General features: G+C 50.4%; 22 protein-coding genes and 1 rRNA gene. 9 read left to right on the forward strand and 14 right to left on the reverse strand.

What is annotated here, in order from left to right:
- Positions 1 to 97, reverse strand: a 16S ribosomal RNA gene (locus tag ACO0LD_RS19160); the annotation flags it as partial.
- Positions 98 to 1,072: 975 nt separating this feature from the next.
- On the opposite strand from ACO0LD_RS19160, the gene ACO0LD_RS19165 reads away from it, so the two are divergent.
- Complete coding sequence (locus ACO0LD_RS19165) at positions 1,073 to 2,680, forward strand: NAD(P)/FAD-dependent oxidoreductase (RefSeq protein ID WP_423009718.1); 1,608 nt, start codon at positions 1,073 to 1,075, stop codon at positions 2,678 to 2,680.
- Between the two features lie 74 nt (positions 2,681 to 2,754).
- On the opposite strand, the gene ACO0LD_RS19170 is transcribed toward ACO0LD_RS19165, so the two are convergent.
- Complete coding sequence (locus ACO0LD_RS19170) at positions 2,755 to 3,582, reverse strand: HDOD domain-containing protein (protein ID WP_423009720.1); 828 nt, start codon at positions 3,580 to 3,582, stop codon at positions 2,755 to 2,757.
- Between the two features lie 388 nt (positions 3,583 to 3,970).
- Between ACO0LD_RS19170 and ACO0LD_RS19175 the strand changes: the two genes are divergently transcribed.
- The 4 genes from ACO0LD_RS19175 to ACO0LD_RS19190 all read left to right on the forward strand — a co-directional run bounded on the left by ACO0LD_RS19175 (position 3,971) and on the right by ACO0LD_RS19190 (position 7,249).
- Entirely contained in the window at positions 3,971 to 4,456 is a 486-nt protein-coding gene (locus ACO0LD_RS19175) for a CinA family protein (protein WP_423009722.1), read from the forward strand.
- A 1-nt stretch (position 4,457) separates the two neighbouring features.
- Positions 4,458 to 5,243, forward strand: coding sequence for a response regulator (locus ACO0LD_RS19180; RefSeq protein ID WP_423009724.1), 786 nt, complete (start codon positions 4,458 to 4,460; stop codon positions 5,241 to 5,243).
- Positions 5,240 to 6,262, forward strand: coding sequence for an ATP-binding protein (locus ACO0LD_RS19185; RefSeq protein ID WP_423009726.1), 1,023 nt, complete (start codon positions 5,240 to 5,242; stop codon positions 6,260 to 6,262). The genes ACO0LD_RS19180 and ACO0LD_RS19185 overlap by 4 nt, the downstream gene beginning before the upstream one ends.
- A 99-nt stretch (positions 6,263 to 6,361) precedes the next feature.
- Positions 6,362 to 7,249, forward strand: a complete 888-nt coding sequence (locus tag ACO0LD_RS19190) for an EF-hand domain-containing protein (RefSeq protein WP_423009728.1) — start codon at positions 6,362 to 6,364, stop codon at positions 7,247 to 7,249.
- 85 nt (positions 7,250 to 7,334) lie between these two features.
- Here ACO0LD_RS19190 and ACO0LD_RS19195 read toward each other — a convergent pair whose 3' ends face one another.
- Positions 7,335 to 7,982 (reverse strand): flagellar basal body-associated FliL family protein, encoded by a 648-nt coding sequence (locus tag ACO0LD_RS19195; protein ID WP_423009730.1) that lies wholly within the window; start codon positions 7,980 to 7,982, stop codon positions 7,335 to 7,337.
- A gap of 297 nt (positions 7,983 to 8,279) precedes the next feature.
- Here ACO0LD_RS19195 and ACO0LD_RS19200 point away from each other — a divergent pair, with 297 nt between their 5' ends.
- Entirely contained in the window at positions 8,280 to 9,389 is a 1,110-nt protein-coding gene (locus tag ACO0LD_RS19200) for an acyltransferase family protein (protein WP_423009732.1), read from the forward strand.
- A 78-nt stretch (positions 9,390 to 9,467) separates the two neighbouring features.
- Here ACO0LD_RS19200 and ACO0LD_RS19205 read toward each other — a convergent pair whose 3' ends face one another.
- The 7 genes from ACO0LD_RS19205 to ACO0LD_RS19235 all read right to left on the reverse strand — a co-directional run bounded on the left by ACO0LD_RS19205 (position 9,468) and on the right by ACO0LD_RS19235 (position 16,202).
- Positions 9,468 to 10,076 carry a lysophospholipid acyltransferase family protein gene (locus tag ACO0LD_RS19205; RefSeq protein ID WP_423009734.1) on the reverse strand — a complete coding sequence of 203 codons (609 nt, stop codon included), beginning with the start codon at positions 10,074 to 10,076 and terminating at the stop codon, positions 9,468 to 9,470.
- Between the two features lie 136 nt (positions 10,077 to 10,212).
- On the reverse strand, positions 10,213 to 10,827 hold the full coding sequence (locus ACO0LD_RS19210; RefSeq protein WP_423009736.1) for a ParA family protein: 615 nt from the start codon (positions 10,825 to 10,827) through the stop codon (positions 10,213 to 10,215).
- Positions 10,828 to 10,961: 134 nt separating this feature from the next.
- Positions 10,962 to 11,678, reverse strand: a complete 717-nt coding sequence (locus ACO0LD_RS19215; RefSeq protein WP_423009738.1) for a pseudouridine synthase — start codon at positions 11,676 to 11,678, stop codon at positions 10,962 to 10,964.
- 50 nt (positions 11,679 to 11,728) lie between these two features.
- On the reverse strand, positions 11,729 to 13,723 hold the full coding sequence (locus ACO0LD_RS19220) for an ATP-binding protein (RefSeq protein WP_423009740.1): 1,995 nt from the start codon (positions 13,721 to 13,723) through the stop codon (positions 11,729 to 11,731).
- A gap of 24 nt (positions 13,724 to 13,747) precedes the next feature.
- Positions 13,748 to 14,584, reverse strand: a complete 837-nt coding sequence (locus ACO0LD_RS19225) for a substrate-binding periplasmic protein (protein ID WP_423009742.1) — start codon at positions 14,582 to 14,584, stop codon at positions 13,748 to 13,750.
- Between the two features lie 249 nt (positions 14,585 to 14,833).
- Positions 14,834 to 15,445, reverse strand: coding sequence for a glycine zipper 2TM domain-containing protein (locus ACO0LD_RS19230; protein WP_423009744.1), 612 nt, complete (start codon positions 15,443 to 15,445; stop codon positions 14,834 to 14,836).
- A gap of 127 nt (positions 15,446 to 15,572) precedes the next feature.
- Positions 15,573 to 16,202 (reverse strand): TetR/AcrR family transcriptional regulator, encoded by a 630-nt coding sequence (locus ACO0LD_RS19235; protein WP_423009746.1) that lies wholly within the window; start codon positions 16,200 to 16,202, stop codon positions 15,573 to 15,575.
- Between the two features lie 252 nt (positions 16,203 to 16,454).
- On the opposite strand from ACO0LD_RS19235, the gene ACO0LD_RS19240 reads away from it, so the two are divergent.
- The 3 genes from ACO0LD_RS19240 (at position 16,455) to ACO0LD_RS19250 (ending at position 19,316) form a co-directional block, all read left to right on the forward strand.
- Complete coding sequence (locus ACO0LD_RS19240; RefSeq protein ID WP_423009748.1) at positions 16,455 to 17,243, forward strand: SDR family NAD(P)-dependent oxidoreductase; 789 nt, start codon at positions 16,455 to 16,457, stop codon at positions 17,241 to 17,243.
- 168 nt (positions 17,244 to 17,411) lie between these two features.
- Positions 17,412 to 18,257 (forward strand): alpha/beta fold hydrolase, encoded by an 846-nt coding sequence (locus tag ACO0LD_RS19245; protein WP_423009949.1) that lies wholly within the window; start codon positions 17,412 to 17,414, stop codon positions 18,255 to 18,257.
- Positions 18,258 to 18,329: 72 nt separating this feature from the next.
- Positions 18,330 to 19,316, forward strand: coding sequence for an MDR family oxidoreductase (locus ACO0LD_RS19250; protein ID WP_423009750.1), 987 nt, complete (start codon positions 18,330 to 18,332; stop codon positions 19,314 to 19,316).
- Between the two features lie 77 nt (positions 19,317 to 19,393).
- Here the strand turns inward: ACO0LD_RS19250 and ACO0LD_RS19255 are convergent, their stop codons facing one another.
- The 4 genes from ACO0LD_RS19255 to ACO0LD_RS19270 all read right to left on the reverse strand — a co-directional run bounded on the left by ACO0LD_RS19255 (position 19,394) and on the right by ACO0LD_RS19270 (position 22,885).
- Entirely contained in the window at positions 19,394 to 20,587 is a 1,194-nt protein-coding gene (locus ACO0LD_RS19255) for a PLP-dependent aminotransferase family protein (protein WP_423009752.1), read from the reverse strand.
- Between the two features lie 62 nt (positions 20,588 to 20,649).
- Positions 20,650 to 21,108 carry a RidA family protein gene (locus ACO0LD_RS19260; RefSeq protein ID WP_423009754.1) on the reverse strand — a complete coding sequence of 153 codons (459 nt, stop codon included), beginning with the start codon at positions 21,106 to 21,108 and terminating at the stop codon, positions 20,650 to 20,652.
- A 254-nt stretch (positions 21,109 to 21,362) separates the two neighbouring features.
- Positions 21,363 to 22,274 carry a DMT family transporter gene (locus ACO0LD_RS19265; RefSeq protein ID WP_423009756.1) on the reverse strand — a complete coding sequence of 304 codons (912 nt, stop codon included), beginning with the start codon at positions 22,272 to 22,274 and terminating at the stop codon, positions 21,363 to 21,365.
- Positions 22,274 to 22,885, reverse strand: coding sequence for a LysE family translocator (locus tag ACO0LD_RS19270; protein ID WP_423009758.1), 612 nt, complete (start codon positions 22,883 to 22,885; stop codon positions 22,274 to 22,276). Before ACO0LD_RS19270 ends, ACO0LD_RS19265 begins: the two co-directional genes overlap by 1 nt.
- Positions 22,886 to 22,991 lie beyond the last annotated feature (106 nt).

Consider the following 22,991-nt stretch of genomic DNA (forward strand, 5'->3'; position numbering starts at 1 on the left):
CCACTCGCCGCCAGGTTGCCCCGCGCTGCCGTTCGACTTGCATGTGTAAGGCATGCCGCCAGCGTTCAATCTGAGCCAGGATCAAACTCTTCAGTTTAATCTCTGTTTTGTGTTCATTTCTGAACTCTGTTCTTTCGAACAGTGTCGCTCACTCAAAATACTGACAGTTCAATCTCCTATTGCTAGAAGATCGTCTTGCTTTATTTCTTGTGAACACTTGCTATATTATTTAAGCATTTCCAAACAACCTAAGTTGCTTGGTGCGCTTCACCAAGTGCCCACATTTATTGACTGTTAATTGTTAAAGAACCAAATTCTTTTCTACCCTGCCAGACTATCTTCCGATCCAGCTTTGCGTCGCAGCGTTGTGTGCGTCAGCAGCAGAGAAACGAGATTATGAAGCACTTTACTTACCCTGTCAACACCTGCAACTCTTTTCGTTTTGTTTCGCTCTTTCGAACGACTTAAACTGTTGCGCGGCATTTACAGCACCAGATCTTTCCGCAGCTTTTACTTTTCCGCTCAATCTCCAGCCTTGCTTCACTTTCTTCGCCCCGCTCTTCAGCGGGAGGCGAACTATAGCAAACTATCTCCCTACTTTGCAAGGGCTTTGCGGGAATTATTTAGTTCGTTTATAAAAAGCAAAATCATGGGTGCGCTGCGCGCACCTTATTATTCTTGGTGTTTGTCGTAGAGCTCTGTTGCTGGCATCACGGCTCATCGGCGGACGACGCTGGGCTCCTGCCTGCGCAGGAGCGACGAATCGATGGGTCTCTATATTGATGGCATTTCGCTCAGCGACCGAAACCCATCCCCATCCCTTCCTTCCCCTTGAAGGGGAAGGGGGTTTCACGGCTTGGCGAAATGTAGGCATTGCGAAACCCCGGCATCATCCCTAGAAGGGGGAAGGGTTTCGCATACATAGTTAACGTCGGCTTTTCCCGCAAGGAAATCCGTATATCAAAGCACATGCGGGTAAAATAGCGGATTCATCAAATCACTAATAGAACATCTGCTTGTGTATACACATATAAGCAGATCACTTGTCATTAGTGTCATCCGGACCGAATTTATGTTGCGCATTACCGATTTACAACTCCCGCTGGACCATGCCGAAGACGAGCTAAAAATAGCCGTACTAAAGGAATTGGGAATAACAGAAAAAGAATTGATTAATTTTACGGTGTTCCGCCGTAGCTATGATGCGCGTAAAAAGACGGCGATTATTTTGATCTACACGATAGATGTAGAAACGACGAATGAAGCTGCCTTGCTGGCCAGCCACAAAAACCGTACCAAGCTCTCAGAGATGCCAGACACATCCTATAAGTTTGTCACACATGCGGATAACAAGCCGTTCAAACGCCCAGTTGTGATTGGCTTCGGGCCTTGTGGTCTGTTTGTTGCGTTACTCTTGGCGGAAATGGGATTTAATCCTATCGTGCTGGAGCGTGGCAAAACTGTGCGTGAACGTACCAAGGATACCTGGGGTCTGTGGCGCAAGCGTGAATTGAAGCCGGAATCAAATGTGCAGTTTGGTGAAGGTGGTGCGGGCACTTTTTCTGACGGCAAGTTATATAGCCAGATCAAGGACCCCAAGCATTATGGTCGCAAGGTGTTGACGGAATTCGTCAAGGCTGGCGCACCGGACGAGATCATGTATGTCAGCAAACCGCATATCGGAACCTTCCGTCTGGTGAAGATGATAGAAGAGATGCGTCACAATATAGAAGCGCTGGGCGGTGAAATCCGCTTTGAGCAAAAAGTGACGGATATCGATATTGTTGATGGCAAGATTCAGGGCGTGCGCTTGAATGACAATGAATATATAGAGACTGCTCATGTGGTGCTGGCGATAGGTCATAGCGCCCGGGATACATTCCAGATGATTGCTGAGCGCGGCGTATATGTAGAGGCAAAGCCATTTTCCATCGGCTTTCGGGTAGAACATCCACAATCCATCATTGATAAAGCGCGCTTTGGTCCAAATGCAGGCAATAAGATTCTGGGTGCCGCAGATTACAAGCTGGTGCATCACGCCAAAAATGGCCGCTCTGTATATAGCTTCTGCATGTGCCCGGGTGGCACGGTGGTGGCAGCCACATCCGAGCCTGGCCGTGTCGTCACGAATGGCATGAGCCAATATTCACGCAATGAGCGCAATGCGAACTCTGCCATCGTTGTCGGCATTACGCCAGCCGATTATCCTGGCAATCCACTGGCGGGTATAGATTTGCAAAGGGCGCTGGAAGAAAAGGCCTATGAAGTGGGTGGTAGTAATTACAATGCACCTGGTCAGTTGGTTGGCGACTTTTTGGCCGCCCGCCCATCAACTGCGCTGGGTACGGTAGAGCCATCCTATAAACCTGGTATTACCTTGTGTGACCTGGCGACGGTATTACCTGAGTTTGCAATCACAGCAATACGTGAAGCCCTGCCTGAGTTTGAGAAAAAAATAAAAGGCTTTGCAATGAAGGATGCGATTTTGACTGGAGTGGAAACACGCACGTCTTCCCCCATACGCATCAAGCGCAATGACGATGATTTGCAAAGTCTGAATACACGCGGTCTGTTTCCTGCGGGTGAAGGTGCTGGCTATGCAGGCGGGATCTTGTCTGCCGCAGTAGATGGCATCAGGGTAGCAGAAGCTGTTGCCCTTGATATCCAGGCGAACACGTAAAAAGAAAAATCCAAGCAGACATAGAAAATGGCAAAAACGGAATTCGTTTTTGCCATTCTTCTTTGCGACTTGTTTTAACCCAAAAGATCTTCCAGTCCTGCAGCCAACTCCGCCAATGGAGGCATTTCTTCAAGGATAAGCTCTGGCTTGATGCCCAGTTTTTTTGCCACATCTGTTGGGAAAGTGGCTTCACGCTCTTCTTTGGAATAATGGCTTTCCTCTCCCCTCGCACACCAGGAGGCGATATGGACGACCGCACCTATCTGGTCAAACTCTGACTGTTGCAAGGGTTCTCCACAAGCCTTGATGGCAGTGGCAAAAGTATCCGGGAAGCGCCAGCGCCTGGACAACTCAGCACCTACGTCAAAAAAATCATACCCAAAGGACGTGCGTTCGACATCTGGCCTGCGCGGATCAAGCGGCCCGGCAGTTTTATCGACTTGCAGCATTTGCTCTGGCATACCTGCGTGCATGACTAACTGGCCTATGGCATGCATCAAACCAACAGTAAAAGCAAAGTCCGAATTACAGTGGGCTTTTTTTGCCAGCCATTTTGATACGACAGCAGTATGCAGGCTATAACGCCAGAATTGCTTAAGGTCCACCCCAGGCATAGCTTTGAAACCGCTGGTTAAACCGCTGCTGACCACGAGAGTACGAACGGTCATGAAACCCAGCATCAGCACAGCATCATCGACCGAACCGACCGTCCTTGATGCATGATAATAAGAAGAGTTTGCCAGGCGCAGCAGTTTTGCGCTGAGGACCTGGTCTGCAGACAGCTTGCGGGCAATCTCGTCTATGGAGACATCATCATTATTGAAACTGTCGATGACTTCCTGGACGACTTTGGGTATAGATGGCAAAGCATTTTGCTGCTGAAACAGATTCTCGATTTTCATAGGGCATCTCCTTTGGGGATGTGGATAAAGAGGTCTGTGCCTCTTATTATTTTCCGGAAATTGAATACCAGTCAGCAAATTCCCTGAGTAACCGGGAGAAATGCGTATTGCTATCAAAAATCATACTCTGATATTGGTTTTTCAGAAATGCTTTTTTGCTGTATGTATCGCTTTACACAAGATTGCTAACAATTCAGACAGGGTACCGTATTTTGATATCACTTTTCTGCTTGCATGGATGTAATTTGTTATTTTCTCGTCAGCTTACTTTTTGACTTGTTTCTTTACTTCACTTCGGGGTAGACATGGTGGTAAAGTAGTTTTTATAAGCCATAAACAAGTTTTGGATAAGTTCATCAAGTCAGAGCAAGCAGCCAGGAGACGCATCATGCAAAACGCCATAGAACTCGCAACACAAGTCGGTGAAGAACTCAAATCCAGAAAACTGATACTTAGCATAGCCGAATCCTGCACTGGAGGCGGCGTCGCCCATGCCATTACAGAAATTGCCGGTTCTTCGGAATGGTTTGACTGTGGCTTTGTCACCTATTCCAACTCATCCAAAACTGAATTGCTGGATATACCGGCAGCGCTGATCGCGCAACATGGTGCAGTCAGTGAAGAAATCGCCGCCGCCATGGCACAGGGTGCCTTGGCTAATTCTGAAGCCCATCTGTCCTTATCAACTACAGGTATTGCAGGCCCGACTGGGGCAGTACCAGGCAAACCGGTAGGAACAATCTGCTTTGGCTGGGTAGTCGGCGGTGTCTCTCATACAGAAAGACTGGTATTTGCAGGCGACAGGAAATCCGTTCGGGAACAAACTGTTGTTCATGCATTAGATAAATTACTAAGGTATATCAAGGAGTTATAAATTGCTGACGGCATTGCCAGCGACAATTGCTACATTCGTGCATTCACCAGCAAAATTAACGGCACATAGCAGCCGCCTGCATATTTTGCTGGTAGATGATGATGCAGAAATCGCTGAGCTGCTCAGCAATTATCTGGGCAAATTTGATATAAGCTGTGTCGCCGTACAAGATGGCGTGGCCATGCGCGCAGCATTGCAGTCTCATCATTTTGATGTCATTTTGCTGGACTTGATGCTGCCCGGCGAGGATGGCCTGAGTCTGTTGCGCCAACTACGCCGCCGCGCTACCACACCTGTGATCATGCTGACTGCCAGAGGCGAATTTGCTGACAAAATACTGGGACTGGAATCGGGTGCAGATGATTATCTGATCAAACCCATTGATACCCGGGAACTGGTCGCTCGCATACAAAGCGTCAGCAGACGCGCGCATACATCTGCGCGGCAAACACAAGAAATCAACGATAGCAAAACAACGGAAATACGCTTTGATGCCTGGGTGTTGAATTTGCCAGCGCGACAATTATGCAGCCCGGATAAACTCATTATTCCACTGTCAAATGCCGAATTCAGGCTCTTATTGGCCTTTATCAAAAGACCGGGGCAAATACTCAGCCGCGACCAATTAATCGATTTCGCACACAATAAGTCCACCGAAGTCTTTGACAGAAGCATAGATTTGCTGGTGTCTCGCCTGCGTCAAAAACTGGGTGATGATTCACGCAATCCCAGCCTGTTAAAAACCATACGTGGTGAAGGTTATCTGTTTAACGCCGCAGTGCTATGAAAAAGCTGCTTCGCGATACCATCTTCAGCCGCCTGTTTGGCCTGGCCATGGCGGCGGTAGTTGTCAGTCACATCGTCACCTTTATCCTGTTGTTTGTTTTTCTGGGAGATCACCGCCCTCCTCCTTCGCCAGAACATATGCCACCCCATCCCCCGCACGGCATATTGCACGGCCCTTTTCTGGGTTTTTGCCTGAGCATGGCAATACAACTGTTATTACTGGCGGTAGCTGCCTGGATAGGTTCACGCAGCCTGGCACGTCCCATGCAAAAACTGGCTGCTGCGGCAAGTACCCTGGGTAATCACGAACAGCCCCTGGCGATTCCGGAGACTGGCCCGGAGGAAGCACGCCAAAGTGCCAAAGTCTTTAATCAAATGCAAGAACGCCTGTTCCAGCAAATGGAAGAAAGGGAGCGTTTTCTGGCGGCAGTTTCCCATGATTTGCGCACCCCCCTAACGCGCATGAAGCTGCGTATAGAGCAACTTCAAAATGAAACCACAGGCGAAAAGTTGCTGGATGATGTGGAAGAAATGCGCATGATGCTGGACGCCACCCTGGATTATCTGCGTGGCAGTGAAGAATCCAGGCAAATGCTGGACATAACTTCACTGATGGCTGCCATTGTTGACAATATGCAGGACGAAGGCAAAGCTGTCAGCATGCACGGGGAAGCCAGGCCTTTAGCGGCCTTGCCAAATGAACTGAGGCGCTGTATCAGCAATCTGCTGGAAAACGCGATTGCCTATGGCAAAACTGCGCAAGTCAGTATGCATGACAGTCAGCATGAATTATTAATTTGTATTGAAGATCAAGGCCCGGGCATACCCGAAGCAGATTTGGAAAAAGTATTCGCCCCCTTCGTCCGTCTGGCTATTTCCAGAAATAAAAATACCGGTGGTGTTGGCCTGGGGCTCAGCATTGCCAGAGAAGTCGCAAGACGTCATCAAGGTAGCCTGATATTGAAAAATCGCCCCGAGCATCAAGGTTTGATAGCAGAACTGCGTCTACCAAGAGGATGAGTTCTACATTGTGTCAAAACCGATACAAAGCAGACACAAGCGCGCAACACGTGAATGCGACACTTCAGAACATGACAAGCATGACTGAAGGAGAACGCAATGAGCAGTATCACTGGCGTAAGTGGCAGCAATAGTAGTTATTTCCCGCAAACTGGCGGCACGCAAAGGCGTGAGCGCGACACCAGCAAGATAGCGGAAAATGTTTTTTCCAAGCTTGACACAAAAAACCAAGGCTATCTTGAAGTCACGGATCTTGAAACCGCATTTGGTAATATCGCGTCAACTTCATCTACTGGCGCTACCAATAGTGACAGTACAAGCAGCTCAACTGGCTCAACCAATACAACAGGCAATAACACCAGTATTAATGACTTGTTTAAAAAACTCGATAGTGATGGCGACGGTAAAGTCACCAAAAGCGAGTTTAGCGATGGTATTAAAAAACTCAGCGATGCCTTGGAAACGCAATTCAATGCCAGACGCACCCGTGGTGCAGAAGGTTCCAGGCCACCGCCGCCACCTCCTCCACCAGAAGACGGCGATGATACTGACCAGACTGGCCTGGACAAAACCCAGTTGACAGATTTGTCTGCCGAAGTTGGCAAAACCAATAGTAGTGCTGGTGCGGCACTCAGCCAGGTGGCGCAAAATTTTGAGGCTGCCGATACGAATCAGGATGGCAAGGTCAGCCTGCAAGAAACCCTGGCTTATCTTGAAAAGACTACTACCACCAATACTCAGGCGAGTAGTACGTCCGCAACTGCCAGTACAGCCAACACCGCGACCACAACCGCCAGCAGCTCAACAAGCAGTAGCTCAAGTACGGATACGGGCACCAGCACTGTATCAGATGGCACGGCCAGTTCTGTTACGAACACAAGTACGAATACTGATGCGGCCTTGTTCAAAAAGGCTTTACAGTTATTGCGCGCGTATAGCTCTCCCCCGACTACATCTACCAGCCAAAGTATTTCGGTCAGCGCTTGAAAACGAAATAATCCCGTAAGTATCAAACAACAGAAAGGCACATATTCATGATGTGCCTTTCTGGTTTTCCCGATTCAAGAAATTGTCATTGCTCCCGATTTTGCATCAATAACTCGTTGATGAGGACCGACTCTATCTTGTCTGTTTGTAGCGCTGTGTTCAAGCCAGACTTGAGTTGCGCCCTGACGGTGTCGAATCCTTCTTCACTATGCAAATCATCCGGATCAATCTTGGCAAATTCGATTTGAAAGATATTCGTCAGTATTTTCTTGTTTTCAAATAACCATTCCTTATCCTCAGTGCGGACTTGTATGGTGACTTGCATGCGCACCACTTGACCATTCAGGTTGGCGACTTGCTGCGGCAATACAAAATAACTTAGCCCGGCAGTATTGCTGGTCACGCTACGGATATAAAAGAAAATCCCCAGCAAAATTGCAAAACCAATCACCACAATGACGGCGGCATATATGCCAAAGCGATCTTTAGCTGCAGCAGTCTTTTTTGTTGAGTTTTTTGCAGTTGTCTTTTTAGGGGGACTATAGGCAGGTGCGGAGCTGCGCGACTGGGCTGCACTAGCTTTAGATGCGGGGCTGGCAGCCTGGGCGGCGGGCGTGTCAGTACCGACATCAAAATCCAAGTCAGGGTCTGGATTTTTTGTTTCACTGCCATCTATTGCTTCAAAATCCAATTGCGCACTGAGCAAGCTGGCTTTTGACCTATCTTTAGACATGACTACCTCTTATAGCTTGCGCATGGCGATATGCCCACGACACTGGTCAAGCAATTACATTGCCACATGGAAATTTTTAAGCAAGGAAAGCATAGCTCATATTTTACCCAAATTCACAAAAATCCAAGGCATGGGCTCGAAAAATTCAATGAACCAAGTATTGTGTTTACTCTATTTGGGCCATTTGTTTTTCAGCAATCATCCTTCCTCCTTCGCCGCTTGCACATCCAACCGGGTTTGGCACTTAAATGCTTCGTTACAAACTAAGGGTGTAAATCAGCAGCCAATTTCGCTATTATGTGGACATTCCCCCGCACGACCACGACAGGCATGACCAATCCCGCAATTCCCAAAGTCAGAAATACGAGCATAGACAATATCAAGGCTGTCTTGATATTTTTTGTCGTTTTCGGCCATCTGATAGAAATTTATGTGGGTGAAGATCATCTTTTGCGCTCCATCTGGATTTTTGTTTATTCCTTCCACATGCCCATGTTTGCCCTGATGTCAGGCATGTTTTCGAAGGCGCAATGGGATGATAAAAACGCTACGCAACTGATATCCACGGTTTTGGTGCCTTTGATAGGCTTTGAAATTATTTATGAAGCCACCGAGTTTGCCCTGAAAGGCACGGGCAGCGTTTATGTCGGCCTGATCGCCCCTTACTGGATGCTATGGTATCTGCTGAGTTTGTTATGCTGGCGCCTGATGCTGCCTTTATTTTCGCGCATGCAGTTTGGCGTCATGCTGGCACTGGCATTGTCACTGGTGGGCAGTTATTCTGAGCATGCTGGCTACTACCTTGGTATTTCACGTACCCTGATCTTCTTCCCCTACTTCTTGTTGGGTTGGAAGCTTGGCCCTGAAGTGTTCAATGTCAAAAAGAAGGAACGACTGTTTATCAGTGCGGCAGTGGTGCTGGCGGCCTTCATCGGCGCTTTCATGCTGAAAAGTGATTTTGACTATCGCTGGTTCTATGGCAGTTACTCACTGCACCGCCTGGAAATGGCTAACCTGACTGGCAGCATGTACCAGTTATTACAGTATGCAGCGTCGACGATAATAGGTTTAGCAGTGCTGTATTTGCTGGCGCAAAAAGATTTGCGTCTGGCACAGATAGGCAAGCGCTCCATCTATGTTCTGGTCTGGCATGGTATGGCGCTCATTATTTTGCAAGAAACCGGCGTATTACGAGCCATTTTCAAATATGAAAATACAGTAGCCCTGGCGATTTCAGTATTGGTTTCCATGGCGATCACATGGATATGCGCACATGGAAAAACCGAAGTTCTGACCAAGCGCCTGATTCTGAACCCACTCGCATGGTTGCTGATACCTCAGCCAGCAAGCAAACCTGCTGAGATCATCCCCGAAACACAAGAAAAACCTGTGCAGCAAGAACCTTAAATCTTGAACAACTCGCTTCTATCGATGAAAGCGAGTTTACTCTCAGCTAAATCTCATCAAACACCAAATGGCATCAGCTCAGTCCCGGGTTGGTGCCTTGGTTTTACCTTCATCAAACTGCTGTGGATTCTTGCCTGAAATGCCACAGTAAAACTCACGTATCTGCAGCATATCCGCCTCAATATCGCCACTCACGTTGAACATTTTCCCGATACCACCAGCCTTGCGCTTGAAGTCCAGATAACCAAGTGCAATCGGCACCCCGGCACCAAGAGCAATATAGTAAAACCCGGTTTTCCAGTGAGTAACCTTGCCCCTGGTACCTTCGGGCGGCACGATCACCGTCAATCTTTGATTTGCATGAAAAGCGTCTACAGTGCCTTGCACCAGGTTACCAGACTTGCTGCGGTCAACAGGAATACCGCCCAGCCAGCGCATGACATGTCCCAGCACTGGCGGAAACAAGCTGGACTTACCCATCCAGTAAACCCGCAAACGCAGGGCAAAACAAACCATCAAGGTCACCGGAAAATCCCAGTTACTTGTGTGCGGAGCGGCAATCAGGACATATTTTTGTTCGGCAGGAACGATACCCTCGACCTTCCAACCAATCAGCTTGAGTCCGAGTACGGACAGCCAGCGCATGATGGTATTGATGACGGGAGTTTCAAAAATGGTAAGATGCATGCCGTAAGTCTTTGATAAGAAAAGAGAATTCTGCCTTCTCTTCAAGCAAGCGGCATTATAGTGAGCGGTAGCAACTCTGGGAAATAAATATCGGCTTTTTTAAAATTAATTAACGAAAGCAATTAAACCAAGCTTATCAAGTCTTCACCCAATTCAGGATGTGTTCCCATTGGGGCAAGTCTTTTTCTACTCTGGAGGGGGCGACATCCCACAAAGTGGCGCCGTGGGCTGCCAGTTGTATGTAGTTTTGTGTATCCCGCAAAAAACCAAGTACTGGCAAGCCTAGCTGCCCTACGTAGTGTTCAAGCTGCTCAGCTGCCTTGCTGCGGGTGTTCACGCGCATGCCAAGTATGGCGATCTGGTAGCCATTTTTTTTATGCTGGGACAGGCTTTTCAGAAATTCTTCGGTAGCGAGGATATCAAAAATCGATGCCTGCAAGGGCACGATAATCTTGTCTGCGGACTTCAACACCATATCGAGCTTGTTGCCAACCAGCCCGGCCGGGGTGTCCAGCACAACATGGGTCGTGCCTTTGGGTGGTTTCAATACATTGCCGTCAGCAATATCCCAGGCCTGGATTTGGGGCAGATTCTGTGGCCGCAATGTCAGCCAAGTTCGCGAAGACTGCTGCACATCGGTATCACCCAGCATGACCTTGTGCCCATGCGCAGCGAAATAGCCAGCCAGGTTGGTTGCCACCGTGCTTTTACCGACGCCCCCTTTGGGGTTGACAATTGCAATGACAGGCATGTCCGCTCCTTTTACAGTTTAAGAACCGCAGCATCTGGTCAGATTATCCATATTAACCGGAAGATAGCAAGACTTCATCTGGAAAAGCTCATACGCAAAACCATCCCAACCGCTTTGCAAGTGCTAAAGAAGCATCAGGCAGGCACCAATAAGGCCAGATGTTGAGGGCTCAGATAACACCACTCCCCTTCTTCCAGTTCCAGCGATGCCAATGTCAATTTACCTATGGCTGTACGTTGCAAGGCAGCACAATGATTGCCAGCAGCGGCCAGCATGCGCTTGACCTGATGGTATTTACCCTGCTCCAGCACGATTTCCAGCAGATGATCACCCAACTTTTGGCAATGTATTGCTGCCAGTGGCGCGGGTTCATCATGCAGTTTCACGCCCTGCAATAATAAATTCACCAGATCTTCCGTCACTGGTTCAGCCGTTGTCGCCTGGTACACCTTGGGCACATGGCGCTTGGGTGAAGATTGAGCGTGGATAAATGGACCATCGTCAGACATCAGCAACATGCCGGTAGTGTCGTGATCAAGCCGCCCCACAGGCTGCACATCGCGCCAACTGAATTGCTCTGGCAAAAGTGTCAACACACCTGGATGATGGCTGGGCTTGCGTGAGCATTCAAAGTTTGCCGGTTTATTAAGAACGATATATACGCGCTCGCGGTATTCCCAGTCTTCTTCAAAAATATGAAACTGCAAGTCCTGGGTTTCAAAGCTGGTCTTGACACTGCGTATCACTTCACCGTTGATGGAGACTTCGCCATCTTCCACCAAGTCGCGGCAATATTTTCGGGTTCCAAATCCTTGCGACTGCAGGATTTTATCTAAGCTTAATTTTGTCATGCCGCGACTTTATCAGATGTTGCACTTACCCGGCTAGCCACCACTTGCTTTCAATTGACCTCAGCGGTTTCTTCATCCACCATTTTGGGATCAAGAGGCAAACTGATCTTGAAGCAAGTTCCCTTGCCCACTTCACTTTCAACAATGATATTGCCGCCCAGTATGCCAGTCACCAGGTTGTAAACAATATTGAGTCCCAGGCCACTCCCCCCCAAGCCCAGGCGGGTGGTGAAGAAGGGGTCAAAAATACGCCCTAGATTCCCATCTGGTATACCCTTGCCATTGTCGCGCACGGTTACTTCGACAAAACTTTCATCAAAAATGCGCGCGGTAATACTGACCGTGCCGCGATAGTCCCCTTCAAATGCATGAATAAAGGCATTGTTGATCAAATTGGTCATGACTTGCCCCAAAGGCCCAGGATAACTATCCATCATCAGCTTGGCTGGGACATTGTGCACAACATCATGACGTGTCTTGCGTATGGCAGGCCCCATCGTCAAAATCAGCTCGGACAGCATTTCGTCGAGCGCGAAGACACGGCGGTTGGCACTGGTCCTGTCGACGGCAACTTGCTTGAAGCTGATCACCAGCTCGGACGCCTTGCTCAAATTACGCAAGAGTAAATCGGCACCAGTCTTGGCGTTTCTCAAATATTCTTCCAGTACAGAACGGCGCAAGCCTTTTTCAAATTCGGCCAGCACATTATCTGTATGCTGGGCCAGCGTACTAGCCACGGTGACGCTGGTGCCTATAGGTGTATTGAGTTCATGGGCAACTCCCGCCACCAGAGAACCCAGCGCCGCCATTTTTTCAGTCCTGAGCAATTCCCTCTGCGCACGCTGCAGATTTTCCAGCACAATGGTCAATTCGCTGTTGGCTGCTTCCAGCGCCTGGGTGCGCTCAGACACCCGCCTTTCCAGCGTGGTGTTCATATTGCGAATTTCCTGCTCATTCTGGCGTTTTTCAGTAATGTCTTCTTGCACCAAGATAATCAGGGGTTCATTACCCAGCCGTATCATGCGACCTGATACCTGACAGAGGATGATTTTTTCCTGCTGGCCGCAGGTCAGCCAGGCTTCATAATCATGGATTTCACCATCACGTTCTATGATGCGCAAAATTTCCAGAAAATCAGCCTCATTGCGCCACAGGGCTTTCTGGGTTTCGCTATCCCCCAGAATTTCGTCATGTGACCAATAGAACTGCCTGACCCAGGCATCATTCACATCGATCATGCTGTAGTGCTGGCTCTTGCGCAGCACCGTCATGGCAACGGGGGAAGCCTGGAAAATACCGATGAATTTTTCTTCAGTGACCTTCAAGGCCTGCTCGGCACGCAGGCGTTCATTGAGCTCTTGTTGCAAGGTGATATTTTGCGCTTCTCTTTCGGTAATCAAACGTCCCAGGTTCAGACGCATCTTGTCCAGGCCCTGCGCCAGATTTCCAATTTCATCCTGACGCACCCATTCCAGCGGTTGATCCAGTTTGCCACGTGCCAGCCGTACCGTTGCCGACTGCAATTCCATGATAGGCCTGACGATGCGGCGTTCAAACAATAACCAGATCAGGATAAAAGAAAACACCACCTGGACCAGCAAGGCCAGACCGAGTTTAAGAAAATCTGCCCATAATTCTTTTTCGATATGCTCGGTGGTCAGTTCCAGCATGACACTGCCTATGACCTTGGTTTCCAGCAAGATCGGGCGTTCTTCGCGCAGGAATTTAGCGCCCTCTTTTTTGAATTTGCTGCTGTGGGCAAAAATGGATTTGGATTCATCCAGCACTTCCACGCTGACCACTTCAGGGTTGCGCATGACGGCTTGTATGAATTGATTGGCGACAGCCTTATCCAGCGTCCAGACTGGCACTGCCATGCCGCGCGACAGCATGTCGGCATATTGCGACATGGGATTACGTACGCGCAGTTGCAACTCGCGCTCGTATCTGTCCTGAACCAAAAAACGCCCCAACACAATCGCAGGCAATACGATGCCAACCACAACGCCGATAATAAGAATTTGTCGGAGGGAGAGTGTACGCAATGGATTACCTGTTGTTTGCAGCGGTTACTTCGATTGTTGCTTACGCCACAATTGTATATTTGCCGCGATGAGCTTGTTCATCACGTTTTGTTTGTCCAGTTTATAAACTGCCTTGGCAATACGGCCACGCATTTCTGGCGTGTTGCAGGCTGATTTATGGGATAGGGTCAAATATAAATTTTCATTTGTAATAGGTGGCGTGACGGTTTTCAAGCCTGAAATATTGAGCTTGGCAACATAGGCCAGGCCAGGGTCTTCTTCATAAATCAAATAATCTGCACGGGAAAGACTGAGCATCTTCAAAGCCTGTTCCAGACTGGGGACCATGGAAATCTTGAGTGACTCTTTGGCATAGCGATCAAAGTCTTCGCCAAAACTATTATTAATCACAGTCACCCCCTGCTTGCCTGCAAGGTCAGACCATTTTTTATACGGCAGATTAAAATTATTGCGGGTCCAGATCACTGTGCGTGTTTCACGAAAAGCCGGATAGAAATAATCCATGTATTCCAGTCTTGGCTGGGTAAAAAAGGCACCTGCCAACAAGTCCACACGGCCCAGTTTCGCTTCTTCCTGTACCCGTCCCCACGGGCCTACATATTTAATGTCGATAGGTATGCCGATTTCTTTGGACAATAATTGCATCCATTCAGCATTCGCCCCTATCAGGCGGTTTTCATCTTCTGGGTCACGCCACAAATAAGGGGGATATTCAGGGTTGCCAGTCGCTATCAGGCTTTTGCAGGATTCATTGGCACGTGCGGCTGAACTAAACGCTGTCGCCAGCAACAATGCCATCCAGCACAGCAACCGCAGCATGACATTATTTGAAGGACCAGCTTTGCAAGTATCAAGCTTCATGGCACGACCTTCTCGACAAGAACGTGGGGGATAGACACCTAAGTCTAACTGCTGGAATTAGGCTTGGCAAGGAAGTAGTTGCGAAGGAGGAACGGTTTCCAAAAAGAAAATAATTCCTCCAAATCCTGACTATAAGTGCAAGATTTTTACCATCTTGAAATCGGACAGAAAAAGGGATTGCGTGAGACTGAATTAAGCAACGCAATCCACTTTCGACATATCCTCATGCTATATGTTTATGATATAAGTTTAGCGCCTGACGATAGAATTACCATTACTTCTGACAGCATCACCGGACAGCAAACCAGGATCATGATCAAAAGCATAGGTTTGCTTGTTGCCATTATCAAAAGCCACCGTCACATTCCACTCCTTGGTCGTCTTCACTTTTTGTTCTATCTTGTGCCCGGCCAATGCGCCACCAGCAGCACCGGCAATAGTCGCCAGATCACGGCCAGTGCCACCACCAACCTGATTGCCCAGCAGGGCACCGGCAACGCCACCTGCAATCACGCCCAGGGCGCCGCCCTCACCTTCTTTATCCACAACGGCAACGGCAACGACTTTGCCGCAGTCAGGGCAAACCGGTTCGTGTCTGGCATTCACTGGAGCTGCAACAGGCTTGCTCATGTTTTGTTTGGCAACGGCCAGCGATGCATTGTATTCAGCCTTGGCATCACGCAAACACTGCATCCTGGCCGCTGAACTGCCAGCATCAGCGCACAGTTTTTTATCGTCGTTGTATCTTTGCGTGGCGCGTTTGCTGTCTGCTGCATATTGTTGTTTGGCAGTCATATTTTGCGCAAAAGCACCCGTCACGGCAGTCAACATCAGACTGGCCAGAAACAATTTTTTATTCATTTACTACTCCTCGATTGATCAAAGTTTTTATGGCTTGGTGAACCATATTACTCCTAACGTTGATAAAGGAAAATTGATGACCTAAATAACAATAATTGACAGTTCCTGGTCTACATCACGCCAGAGCTTAAACAGTGGTGCGTACGCTCACAGGTGTGCTCGCTATCGAGGTCGAGCTCAGTGATGCGGTCTCGCTCAATGACGCGAGGATCTTGTCGCGGCAGGTCGACAGGATTTCGTCGGCCAGGGGTGAATCGTCCGGGCATGCGCGCGACATGACTATGGCACCGATCGCATGCGCCAGTATATCAAGGGAGCTGGCTCGCGTCCGGCCTGCGTCTACACCGTTCAGGGAAGTGTCCTGCTGGCTCAACGCGGCCAACTGCATCTCAATGCCGGCCGCAAACGTGGTTCGCACCTCTTCGGGTTGACGCACGGCATCCCCGCACAGCGCAGCCATCGTACAGCCAGTCGCAAGAGTGTCGCGGTGCGCACGCGAGATATAAAGCCGCACGAACTCCGACATATCCACACCAGCAGTGAGCGCTGCAGACTCTGCGATGCCACAGGCCGCCGATTCTGCCATCAGGTCGGCCTTGGAGCGGAAGTGCTTGTAGAAGCCGCCGTGGGTGAAGCCAGCAGCCGCCATCAGATCGGCAACACCAACCCCATCGTAGCCGCGCTCCCGAAACAGTGTGGATGCCGTCTTGACAACGTGTACCCGGTTGGCTTGCGCCTGGGCTTTGGTGATCTTCATTTCTCGTCCTCGGTGGATTTACACATGCATGAAGGCCTCATTATATATTGATGTCAATCGTAATCAAAGTCTTGACAATTTTGATTATGATCGTCATCATTAAAGAAATCCCCAACACCAGAGGTTGAATCAGCATGATCAAGAAAACAATTTTTTGAACCATAAGGCCAGCAGGGCCACGCATCGGTGCGTCCTAAAATCAGATATCACTTTATCGGGGCGGTGCCCCTTCATAACCCAGAGAGCAAACACATGACTACATCTACCTCCGTTCTTATTACAGGCGCCTCCACAGGCATTGGTGCCACCTACGCCGAGCGTTTCGCGCGCCGCGGCCACGACCTCGTGCTGGTGGCACGCGACAAAGTGCGACTGGATGCCCTTGCGGCCCGCCTGCATCAGGAGCATGGCGTTACCGTCGATGTCCTGCCAGCTGACCTTACCAAATCCAGTGACCTGATCCTCGTCGAAGCACGTCTGCGCGACGATGAACGCATTGGAACGCTGATCAATAATGCCGGGATGGCACAGTCAGGCAGCTTCATCGAGCAGACCCCTGATCAGGTCGAGCGGCTGATTGCACTCAACACCATCGCACTGGCGCGGCTCTCAAACGCGGTTGCTCCACGCCTGGTGCGTGCTGGTAAAGGTGCAATCATCAACATCAGCTCAGTCGTTGGCCTGGCGCCTGAGTTCAATATGTCGGTCTATGGCGCAACCAAGGCCTTCGTGCTGTTTCTTTCGCAAGGTCTGCACTTGGAACTCTCGCCCAAAGGCGTCTATGTCCAGGCTGTGCTTCCCGCTGGAACCTACACTGAGATTTGGGAGCGTGCGGGTATCGACATCAGTGCCTACTCCGAGATGATGAAAGTAGACGACCTGGTTGATGCAGCACTGGCTGGCTTTGATCGTCGTGAACTCGTCACCATTCCGCCACTGCAAAACGCTGCACACTGGGACGCTCTCGATACCGCGCGGCAAGTGCTGCTTTCGGATATTCAACAAGCGAACGTGGCCGGGCGCTACAGGCCACAAGCCTGAGCCTGACCGTTTTCACCACAACTTGATTCGAAGATCCACGCCATGTCGTCTCTGCCAAGAACTACCCTTTGCCTCTTTGCGCTGTCCGCAGCGCTTGTTTCATCGTTTGCTACGGCCAGCGATGCGATTGCCGCGAACGTCGATACGGCCACTGCGACCACTGCAACCATGCCGCAGACAATGACCTGGAAAGACGTGTCTACGCAAAGCGTTTCCGCCAACGGCGTGGACTTCGCATACCGTGAACTCGGGCAACACAACGGCGGCACTCCGGTGGTGTTTCTCGTTCATCTGGCTGCCGTCCTGGACAACTGGGACCCACGCGTTGTTGACGGGTTTGCTGAAAAACATCACGTGGTCACGTTCGACAATCGTGGCGTCGGTGCATCGACGGGCACGCCAGCAAACACGATAGAACAAATGGCGGACGACGCCATCACTTTCATCAAGGCCAAGGGATACAAACAGGTTGATCTCTTCGGCTTCTCGATGGGAGGAATGATCGCGCAGGAGATTGTGCTCAAGGAGCCTGATCTGGTGCGCAAACTGATCCTGGCTGGCACAGGGCCTGCCGGTGGACCAGGTATCAGCACGGTGGCGGGTGTAGCGAACTACGACTTGCTCCGTGCGACCTTCACCGGCCAGGATCCCAAGCAGTATCTCTTCTTCACGCGTACGCCGAACGGTATCGAGGCTGGGAAGGGCTTCTTGAAGCGCTTGCAAGAGCGCACAGAGAATCGCGACAAGGAAATCACCGTGCGGGCCTACCTGGCTCAGCTTCAAGCGCTCAGAGTGTGGGGTCAGAAGCAGCCGGCCGACCTCTCGGTGGTCAAGCAAGCCGTTCTTGTGGTCAATGGCGATGACGACAGGATGGTTCCGACCATCAACTCGTATGACCTCGCCAAGCGCCTGCCGAATAGCCAGTTGATCATCTACCCTGATGCTGGCCATGGCGGGGTGTTCCAGTACCACAAGGACTTCGTACCCAAAGCACATGCATTTCTGGCGAACTGAGCCTTCATCCTTTTTTGCTATTTTGAATGATGCTTAACATATCAAACCCGTAACCCAAAAAGAGAAATAACCATGACATTCAAGGCGCTGCTTACCACCAAGACGGGCGATGTGATTTCCACCGCCTTGGTCGACTTCGACGAAGCCGATCTGATGCCAGGCGACGTCACCGTCGCGATCGACTATTCGACGGTGAACTACAAGGACGCAATCGCGATCAGTGGCCGCTCGCCGGTGATACGCCAGTTTCCGCTGATTCCGGGCATTGACTTCTCGGGCACCGTGGAAGCCTCGTCGCACCCAGGGTTCGCAGTGGGTGACCGCGTTGTCGCCAACGGTTGGGGCCTGAGCCAAACCCACCATGGCGGTTTCGCGCAGAAGGCGTGCGTCAGCGGCGACTGGCTGGTCAAACTGCCTGAGGTGTTTTCGACGCACGATGCCATGGCCATCGGCACGGCGGGGTATACCGCAATGCTGTCCGTGCTCGCGCTGGAGCATGCGGGAGTGACGCCGGACAAAGGTGATGTGTTGGTAACTGGAGCTGGCGGTGGCGCTGGTTCCATCTCTATCGCTTTGCTCTCCAAGCTAGGTTATCGGGTGGTCGCTTCGACCGGGCGACTGGAGGAGACTGGCTACCTGCGCGAGCTGGGTGCGGCCGAAGTTATCGACCGCCACACGCTGTCCGAGCCGGGCTCGCCAATCGCCAAGGAGCTCTGGGCAGGCGCGATTGACTCTGTGGGTAGCCACACACTGGCCAACGTACTTGCGCAGACCCGCTACCGTGGTGCGGTAGCGGCCTTCGGACTTGCGCAGGGCGCGGACCTGCCCGGCTCAGTATTCCCCTTCATCCGGCGCAACGTGACTCTGGCTGGCATCGACTCGGTCAATGCGCCACAAGACGTGCGGCTGCAGGCATGGGCACGTTTGGCCACCGATCTGGACTTAGGCAAGCTCGCCCGCGCTACGCAAGTCGTTGGCCTGGCCGATGTGCCCGGCCTTGCGGGCCCGGTGCTTCAAGGCCAAGTGCGCGGCCGCACGGTCGTGGACGTCAACGCATGAAGACAAAAACCTGCTGCATCACGGGTAAATAAAAAACCCGCCATCTGGCGGGTCTATATTGAGGATGATAGGAACACTTACAGCTTTGCCTTGATCAGCTTACCCAGTTTTTCTATACCTTCATTGATACGCTCTGGCGACACGGTGACGAAGGACAGGCGCAAAGTATTCTTTTCAGGATTGTTTGCATAGAAAGGTCCCCCAGGAACAAAGGCAACATTTTGCTGAATTGCTTCATCCAGCAATTGCTTGCTGTCCATGTGCTCAGGCAAGGTTACCCAGATGAACATGCCGCCTTCAGGTTTGGTCCAGCGCACGCCTTCCGGGAAATGTTTGCTCATCGCCTCAAGCATGGCGTTGCATTGTTTTGCATACAGAGTGCGTATTGTTGGGATGTGCTCGCTCAAGAAGCCATCCTTGATAACTTCATACACCACCATTTGTGTCAATTGTGCTGTGTGCAAATCAGCCGCCTGCTTGGCTTGCTCAAGTTTGCGTATCAGCGGTGTAGGGCCAACCACATAACCCAGGCGTATGCCTGGCGTCAGCACCTTGGAGAAAGAACCCATGTAAATCACGCCGCCCGGATTCATGTTCAGCATTTTTGGCAAAGGTTCGCCGCTGTAGCACAGATCGCCATAAGGATTATCTTCTACCAGCGGGATGCCCATGCGTGCGCAGGTTTCCACCAGTTCATAACGGCGCTCTACCGACAGCGTGCGTCCGGTTGGATTCTGGAAGTTTGGCAAGGCATACATCAGACGAGCGCCCGCACCTTTGGCAGCAACCGAGGCTGGTATCAGACCATGGTCATCGGTATCCACTGATTCAAATTCAGGGCGATAAACGGAAAAAGCCTGCAATGCACCCAGGTAGCTCGGTGTTTCCACCAAAACCTTGCTGCCTTCATCCACCAGCACTTTACCGAGCAAGTCCAGGCCTTGTTGGGAGCCAGACACCATCATGATTTGATCGGGCAGGATTTTTGAATCATTGGTAGACAAAGAATCAGCCAAAAACTCACGCAAAGGGGCATAACCATCGGTAGGACCATATTGCAATGCCGATTTACCTTGTTGCGTCAGCACCTTGTCAAAGGCGGCGCGCATGCGCTCTACCGGAAAGGTTTCTGGAGATGGCAATCCACCAGCGAAAGAAATCACTTCAGGACGCATGGTCACTTTTAGAATTTCCCTGATGGCTGAGCTTTGCAATTGCTCTGCGCGGTCAGAAAATTTCCAATCTATGGGGCTGGGATTCTCAAGTTTCATGCTGGTCTCACTATCTCTCGGTTAGGATTGCCATCTCGGGCAAGCTTATTGTTTTATAAAATTCAGGCGATCTCGACGATCATTTCAATTTCTACGCAAGCCCCCAGAGGGATTTGGGCAACACCAAAGGCTGAACGTGCATGCTTGCCTTGTTCGCCAAAGATTTCACCTATGAGTTCAGAAGCACCGTTTGTCACCAGATGCTGCTCGATAAAATCAGGCGTGGAATTGACCAGGCTCATGAGTTTGACAATTCGCTTAACGCGGTTCAGATCACCACCGCAGGCTGCCTGTAAAGTCGCGATCAAATCAACAGCGACCGCACGTGCTGCCAGTTTGCCTTCTTCAGTAGAGATATTTTTACCCAGTTGACCTACCCATGGCTTGCCATCTTTTTTGGCAATATGGCCGGACAGGAATACCGTGTTGCCAGTTTGCGCATACATGACGTAGGCAGCAGCAGGTGTCGCAACAGCAGGCAATTCAATATTTAATGCTTGAAGCTTTTCGTAAAATGACATGTCTATTTTCCAGGAAAAAGCACAACAGCCCTCACTGATGCACTAGAGATAATTAAATTTTTATTATTATTTTCTGCAAGTTTTAAGAGTTTGCAGAAGTCAAAACCTTGCTCTGGCAAATGCCGACTTAATAAAGTAGAAATTCAATCACAAATACCAGTCCTCTATTGTAAGCCCGCACCGAAGCGATTAACACCCCCTAGAGCATTCCATGTGACAGATTAAATTTGGTCATTCTGGGAGATTTCTCAGCTTCACCGTTGAATATTCATGCGTCGACCCAGTGCCACCACAATGATGACTGCAAGCGCAAAGAAGATTTCACGTCCAGTCAAAACTTCCCCTAATATCACAGCAGCACCCAGCAAACTCAAAAATGGTTGCAACAATTGCACCTGGCCAACGCGGGCAATACCACCGATCGCCAGGGCCTTGTACCAAAAGAAAAAGCCAATAAACATGGAAAATACCGAAACATAGGCAAACCCGGCCCAGGCACGGCCAGAGGCCTGTACACCATAATGCCAACCCAGCCAGGCTGTAACAGGTAACAACACTGGCAAAGCCAGCAACAAAGCCCAGGAAATGACTTGCTGTCCACCCATGCTTTGCGACAAACGTCCACCTTCGGCATAACCCATGGCGGCAGCAATCACGGCGATGAACAAGGCCAGGTCAGCAAATTGAAATGAGCCACCTCCCTGTATCAAGGCAAACACGATAACCAGACCACTGCCCAGTACTGCCATTACCCAGAAGCCGGTTGACGGCTTTTCATTAAAGCGCAAGGCGGCAAACAAGGCCGTGGCCAATGGCAAGATACCCAGCACGATAGCCCCATGAGTAGCGGGCACATAAGCCATGGCAACAGAGCTGAACAAGGGGAAGCCAACCACCACGCCCAGCGAGGTGATCAGCAATGGTTTGATTTGCGCACGTTGCGGCAATCCGGCGCCCTGCAGCCATAACAGAATACCTGAGCAGCATGCAGCCACCACGGCCCGCCCCAGTGCAACAAAGACAGGATTGAGTTCCGCCACTGCCATGCGGGTGAATGGCAGGGTCAGACTAAAAATCATGACGCCAACCAGGCCCAGGGCCATGCCTCTGTTTTCCTGTATCGGCATGACAGACCTGCCTGTTTTAATTTGCGTGCCGGTTGTCATTATGAACTCACCAACATAGGGTAAAGCGACAAGACCAGCAGCAAGGCCATGCCGTAGTTGAAGATGCGCAGATTGCGCTCCACCTTCAGCAAATGCCTGACCTTTGCACCGAACAAGGCCCACAGACCTACGCTGGGTAAATTGATGACCGCAAACACACCTGCAGCAAGGGCAACAATCCAGAATCCGCTGGTTGCGGGTATATAGGTACTGAAAGCACCCAGCGCCATGACCCAGGCTTTGGGATTGATCCATTGAAAAGCAGCCGCACTCAAGAAACTCATGGGACCAGCTTTGTGTGCACCGTCTTGCGTCTTGCTTTCTATAGGTCCGGCATTGGCAATATTCCAGGCCAGATACAGCAGATAAGCTGCGCCTGCCCATTTCAGCACGACATATAACCAGGGAAACACCGCAAACAAGCCCGCCAGACCAACGCCAACCGCCAGCACCAGTATCATGAAACCTATGCTGATGCCCAGCATATGAGGCAAGGTGGCACGAAAACCAAAGTTCACGCCAGAAGCCAGCAACATCAGGTTATTCGGGCCTGGTGTGATGGATGACACCAGGGCAAAAAGGGCGAAGGCCATCAAGGTATCAATTGCCATGTCTTACTCCGTGTTCGTGCCCCTGCTGGCAGCGATCAAAATTCTGTCGGTCATCCATCGTGTTTCTCCCGTTTTTACTTTAGTGTTGTGCTATCCTAAACGCAAA

This window comes from Undibacterium sp. Ji83W, assembly GCF_049340385.1.
Taxonomy (GTDB): domain Bacteria; phylum Pseudomonadota; class Gammaproteobacteria; order Burkholderiales; family Burkholderiaceae_D; genus Undibacterium.